The organism is Legionella jordanis (assembly GCF_900637635.1).
In the GTDB taxonomy this organism is placed as follows: Bacteria; Pseudomonadota; Gammaproteobacteria; order Legionellales; family Legionellaceae; genus Tatlockia; species Tatlockia jordanis.
Map to the genome: position 1 here is coordinate 2,672,837 of NZ_LR134383.1, position 11,474 is coordinate 2,684,310.

Genomic DNA, 11,474 nt, shown 5'->3' on the forward strand with positions numbered 1-11,474 from the left:
GCGAATGGATACGCTGTTTATGCGACTTGCAGCAATTTATGGCTATCTGTGGGTCTCGACTTATAGCAACCCTAGTTTTCTCGAACTCTCAAAGCGTGAATGGTCAGAGGGCTTAAACGAGTTTGACAATCAAGTTCTGAAACTTGCTTTAGAACAAATAAAAAAGAAGCTAGCGGTTCCTCCTTGTCTGCCGATTTTTTATGAGTACTGCACAAACATTCAAAAAGGCATCCAAGCCCGTCAAGAAGCGATCAAACAAAAAACTGAACCGCATGTCCGTTCAGATCCCCAAGTCGTCCAAATTCATATCAACCAAATGAAAGACTACCTCTTTAAAAAAGCTAAGGAGAAAACACCATGCTGACCTTAATCCGCCGTATCGGTGAAGCAATTTACATTGATAAAGGCAAAATCAAAGTGCATTTGATCTCTGAAAACGAGGGGCTAATCAGGCTAGGTATAGAAGCGCCTAAGCATGTTGATATTGAACGTAAGGAGGTCTTTGTCCGTAAAGCCGTGGCACAACATGAGCAAGCGCAGGCACTTAGAAATCAATCAGGAGGCGATGATGCTTAAAAAAACTATGCTATTCAGTCTGGTGTTATGTGGTCTGCAAGTTCATGCAGCTAATATCACCCAAGTAAACCGCTATGCCACGGTTAGCAATCAACCACTAGCCGCTCAAATTAATCCATTAAAAACTGTGCAACAGATTCATTTTCCTGCCTCCATTCAAACCATAGGGGAAGCAGTGAATTACTGGTTACGTTATTCCGGTTATCACCTTGCACCCAAGGAAAAACAAAGTGAAAGCCTGCAACAGGTCTTTCAACAACCTTTACCGCAAGTCAGTAGAAATCTCGGTCCATTAACAATTGAGCGAGGGCTGACGGTATTAGTAGGACAACAGTTATTCCTTCTCAAACAAGATGATTTGTTAAGGGAAATCAATTTTAGTCTGGTTACAAGGAGTGCACGATGAGAAAGTATCTGGATGTTAAATGGCTTAGCCTGCTTGTTTTAAATGTTTTATTAATTATTTTTGTATGTGTAAAAAATCAATCGCCTGCAAATCATAAAGAGTTAAATACCCTTGGCAAACAACTCGCATCCATTCAAACGCAATTAAAACAACCTGTAGAACAACCTGATTTATCGCCAATCACCCAAAACCTCAACCAGTTAAATAAATTCGTTCAGCAACTGCAAAACAAAGATGAACATCAATTAGGTGAGATGTTCACAACAGAACAAGGAGCAATTAAAAAACAACTCGAAGGCATTACGGATTTATTACGCCATTTGGATGAGAAAAAGCAACCTGTAAAAATGCTCTCAGCAAACCAGCTGCCCTTTAAAGTATTAAGCATAGACAGCATCCAGGAAATACCCGTTGCATCCATTGCTTACCATTACAAAACCCAAGCATTGGAAAAAGGAGATGCTTTAGCTGGTTGGACAGTTTTTGAAATCGACTTTGCCAAGCAAATCATAGAATTTGAAAACGCTGATAAAACACATGCGCTGGTTCGCTTAAATCAACATGAGGTGAGCCATGCTTAAGCTATCTGTCCTAGCCATGGGATTGGTTCTTGGGCAACAAGCCATTGCTGGCTTGTATATTCCTGGCATTGCTACCTCATCCATGCAGCAAGCTGACAATGCTCTGGCAAAAGCAGGCCTTGCTGAATTTCATGATGAAGTCATCGAGGAAAAGGATTTTCAACTCAGTGATGATCAAATGCAAGAAGCGAAAGTATGGGGATTGAATGAAAAGGAGGAAAAACGCTATCTGCAATTAATGCAAAGCCGAAGCAGTCTGTATTACAAAGACTTACGCATGACACCGGTTGATATCCTGGGACTCAACGCCAGAGATGATGTGGAACGTGAACACTTTGCCAGCCTGGCTGCTCGCCAGGAAGCACAAAAGGTAGCGCAAAATATCGCTTGGAATAATGCCTTTTACAAAGCGTATAACGAACTATTTAAAGATGTACCCGTGGTTGGTGATTTTGATCCCTCCCCTTACTCACCCTATGCCCATCAACCTATTCAACTAAAAGCGGGAGAAACACTCTATTTATTTATAAGACCTGATGATGCTGTTACCACCATTGTACTGCAACTCATTGACGCGATTAATCGCACCCCCAATACAAAACTTAACCTACTGTTTCTGGACATGGACAATAACGCCATACAGTTGTGGGCGAATCGACATCAAATCCCCATTCAATTAGTGACCAGTCAACAAATCACGCTAACTCCAGGCAACCAACAATTTGAAGGCTTAGCAGTTGCCAAGAAACAAACCCCATTGCTGTTAATAGCCAACGGTAAAACCTCGCAAGTTGTCGATTTGGGGAGATTTTAATGATTAGGATTTTGCTCTTAGTCTTGGTCGCGTTGAATGTTCATAGCATGAACGTCATCCCTTTAACCCTGTCACAAAGTGATACTTCTTTGAAATTAAATCTGTCTAGCCCTATAGGCGTACCAGCCAAAAGCCAAGCTACAGCAGGCAAAGTCAGCCGCAAAACATTAGATACCACGTTATTAAACATGCCTCTGTTTGTCATAGGTGCAGATAAAGCATCCATTCAATGGTTGGAGCAACATCAAAAAGAATTAAAATCCATGCAGGCCACCGGATTCATTACCAACGTCAATGATTTTGAAACCATTGTTGCTTTGCAAGAAAAATTCAAATTACCGTTACTGCCCGTCAATGTTGATCCATTGCTGGCATATATCCACGAACAACATTACCCCTTAATCATTGCTGAGGGGGCTGTATGGCAGTAAAGCAATATTCAAGGCAACTGACCATGCAATTAACTATAGTGCTTTTTTTAGGTTGGTTAGCGATTATTATCTGGGCATTGAGCCAATGGATGCTACACGGCTACGCCCTTGCTTTTGAAAAAGTGAGTGTCCTTGTAAACACTCAAAGAGAAGCCATTACGCCTGTTTATCAAGGCTCGCTTCTGGCAGTTCTACCTTTAAATGCCAAACCAGATTGGGCATTCGCCATTCCCTATCTAAACAAATTGGCCATCAATGATCTTGCCAAAGACTTAATCGAAAAATCTCAACAATTCTTGCAGATCCTTTTATTAAGCAGCCAGTGCCTTTTAATCAAACTCATTATCCTATTCGCTGCCCTGCCCTTATTTGCTTTAACCATGATTGCAGGCCTGGTTGACGGTCTTAATCAAAGAGCGATACGCACTGCTTGTTTAGGCCGAGAATCCTCTTATGTGTTCCACAGGCTTAATCACTATTTGAAAAAGGGATTGGTGATTTTACTCATGCTGTGGCTTGCCCTGCCCGTCAGCATCACCCCTGCTTATGTCTTTATACCTGTCAGTTTATTGATGGGATTAATGGTAGCCATGACGGCCAGCCGCTTTAAGAAATACTTATAGGGAGAAACCATGAAACGAATACTATGCCTCACCTTAATGATAATAAGCCTGCAATGCTCGGGGAATAACCCTGATTTAAATGAAACGCTGGTACGCATCATTAATCAGATTAACGCCATCATGCCTTTACTTGATGAAGCGCAAACACAAATAACGCCCAATGCCCGTATCCAATTGCAAATAGAAGGATTTGAAGATCTCCAAGGCCAGCATCACGCAGGATTGAGAGAGGACTTGCTAAATATTCGCAATGGTCTGATTGACTACATTAACCAGCCCATTATTGCCCCTCGAAAAATTAAACCCTTAGAAATGGATTTTGTGAGGAAACCCTAATGAGTAAAGACGAAATAGCGAGAATGTTTGCTTCAACATTCAAACAAGCCAGCAACAACATCTCAGCACATGTCTTTTCCAGCAGTATTCGCTTTATTGCCATATCTCTGGTGATTTTAGCGGTGATGTGGTGCGTCAACCACATGATGGGAGCCGAGGAGAAACAGCAACAAGGATACTTGCTGAACTTCGGCTCTCGAATGGTCAGGCTGGTCATTGGTCTGATGATTTTCATTTTAGTGTTATTCGTTAAGGAGACAACATGAAAACAACGCTTCGCACGCTCTACCTGGGAGCTGTCAATCTTTTTTATGCCCCTGTGTTATTGGCAGATAACTGGTTCCCTAAAATTTCCGATGCGGACAACATCGGCGATGGTTCAAAAAGCATGATGTCGGTAACAGGCAATTACGTCAAACAAGGTCTTGGCCTATTGCTGTTCATCACCGCAGTCGTGACCTTTATCAAGTTCATTACCACTGTGCAGCACGGTATTGAAGAGTCCAAAAAGAACGAAGGCTCCATGGTGGCCTTTGGTACTTTTGCCGTAATGGGCATCACCTATTTAGCCATTAGCATCGCTTCTGGTTACGTGGGTTACACCATGATTACCAAGTTCAAAATATAGGAGGTGAAATTATGAGTCAGCCTTCTTCGCGCCATCTGTCACATGACTTTCCTGCCTGGAAAGGCTTAAGTCTGCGTGAATTGTTTTGGATTGTCATCACTACAACGCCAGTATCCACCCTGTTTTTTATTCTTTTAGGAATAATGGCAGGGTATCCGCTGGCCGCTGGCTGCATCGGTTTTGTGATTGGATTCATCCTATCTATTACTGTGTGGCCTAAAGGCGTCGCCCGTATCAAAGCAGGCAAACCTTACGGTTATGTGATGAAGAAAACCATTCAATGGATGGTGCGATTAAGGCTCAAACACTCGCCCTGGATTCATTATCAAGGACAGTGGCAAAAGAATAAATCTGTTGGAGAGCCTAATGTTTGAATATTGGAAAAAAATCGACAACCTACAACACCATAACCGTTTATTACTGGCTTTTATCGGCCTTTTATCAGTCATCGTTTTGGCCTTAATCATTAACCTCATGACCATGCCCAAACGCTATGAGTTTTGGCTAAGCCCTAATATGGCAGCCAATGGCGGCTTAATGAAAGCAAGCGATATCCCTAATGAATATGTACAAGGATTTGTGTCCTCATTAATACCAACGCTATATACCTGGTCTAATAAAGGCAAAGAAGAATTTAACCAAAACATCAAATCCTTTCACTATTATTTTACCCCTCGTCATGAACAATTACTTAGAGATACGCTGGGTGCATATAAAAACGCGCAGCTTTTTGACCGCAGTCAAGTAGCAAGCCTCTATCGTTTCATGGAACCCCAGGATATTAGAAAAATTGCTCCTGATACTTGGGAGGTAAAATTAATCCTGCGCATTACTCAAAGACTGAAAGACAACAGCGGCATGGTGATTGCTGACAAAGTAGCGGCCTATCACCTGCGTGTAGTCAAACTCAATTTGTCTCGTTTACACAACCCTTTCCAACTTGCTCTCGATGGCTATACCCGTCCTGAAGAACGTTTACAAGATTTATTGGTCGACACGGAGGAATCCCATGAAACGCATTAAACACATTGTATTAATGCTTGGCTTCATGCTCACGCAAGTGAGCTACGCCCTGCAAAGCGAACATCTGGTTTGGGAAAAAGTCCCTTTAACGATTGAATTACCTATCAATAAAGAAAGGCTGGTTCAATTTCCCCAGGCCATCAAAATCATTGATCAACAACTCAGTACCAACCTCGATATTCTAAAAGTTAAAGGCAGTTTGTATTTAAAGGCCAAAGACACTTTCAACGATGCACGTTTGATTGTGCAGCTCTTACCCGAAGGTGAAGTCATAATACTGAATCTTAAAGCCAATGAAAAAGCCGCCAATACCACGCCTATTGAAATCCTGATTGATGATCCCAAAACCACGCATCAGTCAGCTGCAAGCCAATACGAATACAACGCCATCCAGCTTACCCGATTTGCTATTCAAGCCTTGTATTCGCCTGAACGGGTTAGAAATATTCCAGAGGGTATTTATCGCTCGCCCATGCAAACCAACAAAACCATTCCCTTATTTTATGGTGCAAGCATTGAAGCGCACCCTCTGGCTTCATGGCGTGGCGGTAGCCTCTATGTGACTGCGGTCGATTTGAAAAACCTGTTGAATCAACCTGTGAAACTGCAATTTTCAAAACTGATGGGGCATTGGCAAACTGCAAGTTTCTATCCCAAAGGAGAATTACCTCCACGAAATCAACATGAGAGCACCACCGTCTTTTTGGTTTCAGATCAACCCTTTGCCGCAGGGCTTACTCAACATGCGAGGTACAGCCGATGAACAAAAATAAAGGCATTAAAATCTTAGCTGGATCGGTAGTGCTCGCAGTCATCATGATTCTTATCAATAGCCGTCATAGTACGCCTGTCCATGATGATACACCCAATCCCAATAATTTTCATGAAGCCATTACCAGCCAATTCAACGACAACATACGTGATGTGTCTGCAAGACTTCTGGAAACAGAAAAGAAACTGGAACAAATGCACAAGGAGAATAAATCGCTGCAAAAACAATTAAAGCAACCGATACAAGAAGCAAGCCATACGCTACAAGATGAATTGCAAACGCTGAAAGAAAAGCTCTCAGCCCTTACTGATCATCAGACTCAATCCTATCCCATGGAAGGCAACCAGGCTCCTATATCTGGCCAAATCAAAGATCTGGATGGATTACTGGATAAAGCTCCTATTGAGGGCAAAGTCTTTGCAGAACAAGACACCTCAGCCAAAGAAGAAGCCCCAACCAAAACACCCTTCTATACCATTCCAGCAGGCAGTGATTTCAGTAAAGTCACGCTGTTGTCTGCCTTGATGGGTGAAGTACCTGTTGAAGGCAAACTGATGCAACCTTTGTTTCCCTTTACCGCAATGGTCAGCCGTGGAGACTTAATGACAGCCAATGGGATGCAATTGCCGGAAGAAATTATCGGAATGAAAATCAGTGGTTACTCCATTGGCGTAGGTTCTTTTCTCGATAACATCAGCTGCGTTCGCGCGTATGTCACTGCCGCTTTATTTGTCTTTGAGGATGGGCATTTTGTCAGTATCGGCCAAGAGCAAATGAAAAGCTCTGCGGAGCTGGTGAACAATGACAGCATTGGTTATCTGACTACTCAATTCGGCAATCCTTGCATTAAAGGACAGTACATCACTAATGCCCCCAGAGTTTTAGCTGCTTTCATGGCTGCTGGCGGTATTCAGGGGGCAGGCAATGCTTTATCCAAATGGCAAATGAGTTATCAAGCCGAAGGCGGTTCTGCGATTGCCACGCCTACGGGTGATTTAGCGCATTTTGCCGCTGGCGGCGCTATCAACGAGGGCAGCCAAAAAATTACTGATTGGCTTGAGAAAAGGATACAAGGCAGCTTCGATATGGTTTTTGTTCCTGCCAGCATCCGCAGTCATTCAGGCTTTATACCAAACCAATTCAGTCTTCATTTCAGTCAAACCATAGCTATTGATAAAGAACACCAAGGGAGGGTATTAGATTATGGTTACCATCAACAAAAGAACTTTGACAATGCTTTGCGCTAGTCTGGCTTTGAGCGCTTGTTCAACCGCCAATATATCGCAAAGCGCCATTCCTGAGCAGGGCTTAACTGTTAGCCAGCTCTATCAGCAAAGCATGCAACAACCTATACAAAAAGCTGTTGTTCAACAGGTGCGGTTTGAGGATTCAAGCGAAGAGTTTAAGCAACTGCCTAATCCCGAAGTGCCTATCCATATTTTTGCGCATGTGGCTCAGCTCGGGGATGAACAAATTATCAAACCAGCCTATACCACACGCTTTTTTCTTTATAAGCAAAATCAATATGCCCTGGCATCAGAACTGTATTAAGGAGGCATGATGAAACGATTAACTAACTGGTTGCTTGGGGAAATGAATTCCCAAGCCATCAAAGAACAAACGATTAAAAAGCAATACGCCAATCCGTTGCCCTCTTTTGCTGACAGACTGGCTATTGTTGATTTCGATGAACAAGAACAGGTGTTTTTATTTGCCGATGGAAAAAGTTTGGGATCAGGGTTTGAGCTAGGCGATATTCAAGCCGAAGCTGCTTCCCATGAATACTTGCAAGCTCTCTTTAATAAAATTCGCGATACCTTTGCAACAGTGGTTCCACTCCATGCAATAGACCCTTGGGTTATGCAAATGTTTGTTCAAGACGAATATTGCCTTGATCCGGTTATCGACCATATTAAAGCCCAAATTCCACAACAGTTTATTGACAGCCCATTAACGCAAGATTACTTACAACGTCTGCACGATCTCTACAATAAAATGACCAGGCCAGAAGGTTTATTTCTCGATCCTAAAACAGGTGCGCCTTATCGAGGACGAAGACGACGAATCAGAGTATTGTTTTATAGGCAACTACATCAAACCACTTTAACCAGAGAACAAATTCTTATCGAACATCAAGAAGTCATCAGTCAGATTGAAACCAAACTACGCTCACCAGGTTTAGAAATCAAACGCCTTAAAGGTCAGGATTATTATCAGTGGTGGATACGCTGGTTTAATCCGAAATCAGCCGATGAGATCTTGGAACACTATCCCTACCCCAATCTCATACCCGCAGGTTTTAATCTGGCGCAAAATATATTCTTTTCGCCACCAGAAAGCGATGAACATGGATTTATCTTTGAAGGATGTAAACAAAAAGTTCTGTATGTTGATGGTTTAAAGGAAGCGCCCATTATTGGTTTAGTCTCCCGAGAAAGACAACAAGCCAATCCGAAACACCGCTATGCGCTTTTGGATACCTTGCCAGAAGGAAGTATCTACACCATTCAAGTCGTCTTTAGCCATGATGAGAATCTGGACTCTCATCTCACACGATTAGAAAAGGGAATTGTGGGAACCAGCTTAAAACCACAAGAAGTAAGAGATGATATTAAAACTGCCCGTAATGAGTTAAGCACTGGCAATCGTCTGTTCTGGGTTAATCAGGCTGTTTTTTATCAAGTCGAAGATGAACAACAAGCCCAAGCCATAGAAAAAAACCTGCATACCATTTTCAATGATGCCAAGATGCCCTTAATTCATTCCAGCTATGATATTCACCCTTTAAATTCCTGGCTCAATGCCTTGCCGTTTAATTTCGATCCCCGCTATGCCCGTAAGTACTTATGCTTTGACCGTCTAATGTATGCCACGGAACTTGCAGCATTGCTTCCAGTCTATGGCCGAAACCAAGGGGCAAGGCATCTACCCTGCTTTCCTTTTTTCAACCGCTTAGGCGAACCTGTTTTCTTTGACTTACTTCACCATGATTTTATCAGCCAAAATTCGCATTGCGCGATTTTCGCCAACTCTGGTGGTGGCAAGTCAGTTTTAACAGGTTGGATGATTCAATCACTACTCGCCATGAAAAACGCTCGTGTAGTACTTTTTGAAATGGGGAACTCGTTTGATCGGATGCTCGTTCATGCCAAAGCCCATGGTAAGAAAACCAAGCAATTATTATTAAGCAATAAAAAAGAAGAAGCTGTTCCATTAAATCCATTTTGTGAAGCGTATAAAGCAATTCCAGAAATAACAGATAATTTAAGCGCAGAACAAGCTGCTTTAATAGCTCAAAAAATCATAGATCTTAAAGATCCTGCTCACTCAGAAGATTTAGCTTGTGGTGATGGTTCTCGTGCATACCTTGCAGAGCTTGCTTTAGCTTTGCGTACCATGATTACCGAAGCCAATTCCATGGAAGAAGAACAATTTACCCTAGCTGATGAAACGCTGCTAATCGAAGTATTAATTGATGCCATTCTAACTTCATTTAACGATGGCATACCACAAATGCTGACTGAACATATTGTGAGTGCATTTCAACGACGATTGGATAAAGAAACGGTGACGCGTAAGAAAGACCGGATTCTGGATATGCACGACCGATTAAACAGTTATGTCATTAACAGCGCCAAATCACGCTTCTTTAATGTGCCAACAGAACCTTTAGGTGATTTTGATATCTTTCATATTGATATTTCTGCCATTAAAGATGACACCGGAAAACTGGCTTTGGTCATGGTGTCTTTGTTGCCAAGAATACTGGCCATGGCGGAGGCTACTCAAAACGACAATAGGCCAACCTTTCTTTTTATTGATGAATCCCATCTGCAATTTCAAATTCCTTCTGTGGTAACGGTGTGCCTATTAGTGGCCAAAGTAGCCAGAAAACTAGGGCTTTGGCTGGTTGCGATTACTCAAAACGTCACTGACATGAATTCTGAAAAGGCTGCAAAGATTTTATCGCTAATTGAAACCTGGATTTTATTGGGACTGGATGAAAAAGAAATCACTGATGTGAAACGCTTTAAATCCTTAACACCGCAACAAGAAACCTTAATCAGAGATATTGATTCACAAAAAGGTTTGTATGCAGAAGCAGTTTTATTAGGCTCACGCTATCAAGGATTGTTTCGTGTCATTCCACCTCGCTACCTGCTTGCCCTCTTAATGACTGAAAAATCAGAAAAAGCACAACGCCACCTCCTGGAGAAAGAACATGATGTCCTTGAAGCAGCTGAAATCATGGCTAAAAAACTCGAACAACCAAAAGCAACTACTCATAGCAGGGCTTATTTTTATGACTAATACTGCCTTTGCTATAGAAAGCACAAGCCCACCGCATCCAGTGAATACCTTCACAATTGCTACACGAGTTTTGCAAAAGTTGTTTCAAAATAGCCATTACAAAGTCATTGGCTCTTGCACTTGGACGGTGGGACGTTTACCGCCAAGGCTTGAAGTCACTCCTGCGGTTGAGCAGTTTTTGCCTGATTTAGTAATTACCGTCAGCAATAAACCTGAAGAAAATCCCTGGCTTGAAGCTCGAACGCTTTATGAAAACAAAGCAGCAAGAACGATGTACCAACAAGCCTATAAAGCTGCGACTGGCTCAGCGTTAGGATTTGGCAATGACAGCGGTCAAACCACAGATCTTCATATCAATGATGAGCGGACTCGCATTGTTGATGTAATTGGCAGCCCTGCTGCGTTTTACCGTATCCCCTATCTATCACACAAACCAGAAACTGGATTTGGTGTTCCTTATTATCTCGCCGAAGCTGATGCAGTCATGGATAGAACAGAAGCAGCTGAATTGTTGTATATGGGAACTCATCCTCACCTGTTAATCAATCATGAAATAGGCACATTCACTCAGCATTGGGGTTCTGAAATTCCTAGGTTAATGCGCGTCACTCAGCCTTACAACTATAGAGCCTCAGTCGTTGCAGCCATGCACGCTGTAGATATTGTGACTAATAAAAACCCTTTACATGTCACTAAGTCAACCGCTAATTCCTGCGGTAAAAACTGTGTGGTGTCTAATGCCATTTACGACCCACAAAACACGAAAGTCATCTGGCAGGAAATCTATCCGTTAAATCGCAATATCCACCCAGGTGACGCACAGGATTTCGGCATTGAAGACGAAAAAGCCGGAAATGGCAATTACGTGTTTATTCTTTGGCGCAAATACCGTGGCTGTATTCAGAATAAAGGCAAGCTCGTGAACTTTCTTACTTTTCCCAAGGTTGGGCAACCTCAAAAACGATAGGACATC

Annotated in this window: 17 protein-coding genes; all 17 read left to right on the forward strand. The window is 42.4% G+C overall.

Features of this window, described 5'->3' with window-relative positions:
* Positions 1 to 4 precede the first annotated feature (4 nt).
* Genes EL203_RS12095 through EL203_RS12175 form a run of 17 tightly spaced genes read left to right on the forward strand, consistent with a single transcriptional unit; the run spans position 5 to position 11,468 of the window.
* Complete coding sequence (locus tag EL203_RS12095) at positions 5 to 364, forward strand: hypothetical protein (protein ID WP_058470720.1); 360 nt, start codon at positions 5 to 7, stop codon at positions 362 to 364.
* Positions 358 to 576: a carbon storage regulator gene (locus EL203_RS12100; RefSeq protein ID WP_058470721.1), complete on the forward strand. Its 219-nt coding sequence runs from the start codon at positions 358 to 360 to the stop codon at positions 574 to 576. The genes EL203_RS12095 and EL203_RS12100 overlap by 7 nt, the downstream gene beginning before the upstream one ends.
* Positions 569 to 982 (forward strand): PFGI-1 class ICE element type IV pilus protein PilL2, encoded by a 414-nt coding sequence (pilL2, locus tag EL203_RS12105; protein ID WP_058470722.1) that lies wholly within the window; start codon positions 569 to 571, stop codon positions 980 to 982. The genes EL203_RS12100 and pilL2 overlap by 8 nt, the downstream gene beginning before the upstream one ends.
* Entirely contained in the window at positions 979 to 1,563 is a 585-nt protein-coding gene (locus tag EL203_RS12110; RefSeq protein WP_058470723.1) for a hypothetical protein, read from the forward strand. Before pilL2 ends, EL203_RS12110 begins: the two co-directional genes overlap by 4 nt.
* Positions 1,556 to 2,377 (forward strand): TIGR03759 family integrating conjugative element protein, encoded by an 822-nt coding sequence (locus EL203_RS12115; RefSeq protein WP_058470724.1) that lies wholly within the window; start codon positions 1,556 to 1,558, stop codon positions 2,375 to 2,377. Before EL203_RS12110 ends, EL203_RS12115 begins: the two co-directional genes overlap by 8 nt.
* Complete coding sequence (locus EL203_RS12120; protein ID WP_058470725.1) at positions 2,377 to 2,808, forward strand: integrating conjugative element protein; 432 nt, start codon at positions 2,377 to 2,379, stop codon at positions 2,806 to 2,808. Before EL203_RS12115 ends, EL203_RS12120 begins: the two co-directional genes overlap by 1 nt.
* Positions 2,799 to 3,431: a TIGR03747 family integrating conjugative element membrane protein gene (locus EL203_RS12125; RefSeq protein WP_058470726.1), complete on the forward strand. Its 633-nt coding sequence runs from the start codon at positions 2,799 to 2,801 to the stop codon at positions 3,429 to 3,431. The genes EL203_RS12120 and EL203_RS12125 overlap by 10 nt, the downstream gene beginning before the upstream one ends.
* A gap of 9 nt (positions 3,432 to 3,440) precedes the next feature.
* Positions 3,441 to 3,767: an RAQPRD family integrative conjugative element protein gene (locus tag EL203_RS12130; RefSeq protein WP_058470727.1), complete on the forward strand. Its 327-nt coding sequence runs from the start codon at positions 3,441 to 3,443 to the stop codon at positions 3,765 to 3,767.
* Positions 3,767 to 4,033, forward strand: coding sequence for a hypothetical protein (locus EL203_RS12135; protein WP_058470728.1), 267 nt, complete (start codon positions 3,767 to 3,769; stop codon positions 4,031 to 4,033). The genes EL203_RS12130 and EL203_RS12135 overlap by 1 nt, the downstream gene beginning before the upstream one ends.
* Positions 4,030 to 4,395 carry a hypothetical protein gene (locus tag EL203_RS12140; RefSeq protein WP_011213425.1) on the forward strand — a complete coding sequence of 122 codons (366 nt, stop codon included), beginning with the start codon at positions 4,030 to 4,032 and terminating at the stop codon, positions 4,393 to 4,395. The genes EL203_RS12135 and EL203_RS12140 overlap by 4 nt, the downstream gene beginning before the upstream one ends.
* 11 nt (positions 4,396 to 4,406) lie before the next feature.
* Entirely contained in the window at positions 4,407 to 4,769 is a 363-nt protein-coding gene (locus EL203_RS12145; protein ID WP_058470729.1) for a TIGR03750 family conjugal transfer protein, read from the forward strand.
* Positions 4,762 to 5,418, forward strand: coding sequence for a TIGR03746 family integrating conjugative element protein (locus tag EL203_RS12150; protein WP_058470730.1), 657 nt, complete (start codon positions 4,762 to 4,764; stop codon positions 5,416 to 5,418). The genes EL203_RS12145 and EL203_RS12150 overlap by 8 nt, the downstream gene beginning before the upstream one ends.
* A complete protein-coding gene (locus EL203_RS12155) occupies positions 5,405 to 6,181 on the forward strand; it encodes a TIGR03749 family integrating conjugative element protein (RefSeq protein ID WP_058470731.1) in 777 nt (258 codons plus the stop codon). Before EL203_RS12150 ends, EL203_RS12155 begins: the two co-directional genes overlap by 14 nt.
* Positions 6,178 to 7,437 carry a TIGR03752 family integrating conjugative element protein gene (locus tag EL203_RS12160; RefSeq protein ID WP_058470732.1) on the forward strand — a complete coding sequence of 420 codons (1,260 nt, stop codon included), beginning with the start codon at positions 6,178 to 6,180 and terminating at the stop codon, positions 7,435 to 7,437. Before EL203_RS12155 ends, EL203_RS12160 begins: the two co-directional genes overlap by 4 nt.
* Positions 7,394 to 7,741, forward strand: a complete 348-nt coding sequence (locus tag EL203_RS12165; RefSeq protein WP_058470733.1) for a TIGR03751 family conjugal transfer lipoprotein — start codon at positions 7,394 to 7,396, stop codon at positions 7,739 to 7,741. The genes EL203_RS12160 and EL203_RS12165 overlap by 44 nt, the downstream gene beginning before the upstream one ends.
* Positions 7,742 to 7,750: 9 nt before the next feature.
* Positions 7,751 to 10,501: a conjugative transfer ATPase gene (locus EL203_RS12170; RefSeq protein WP_058470734.1), complete on the forward strand. Its 2,751-nt coding sequence runs from the start codon at positions 7,751 to 7,753 to the stop codon at positions 10,499 to 10,501.
* A complete protein-coding gene (locus EL203_RS12175; protein ID WP_058470735.1) occupies positions 10,494 to 11,468 on the forward strand; it encodes a TIGR03756 family integrating conjugative element protein in 975 nt (324 codons plus the stop codon). Before EL203_RS12170 ends, EL203_RS12175 begins: the two co-directional genes overlap by 8 nt.
* Positions 11,469 to 11,474 lie beyond the last annotated feature (6 nt).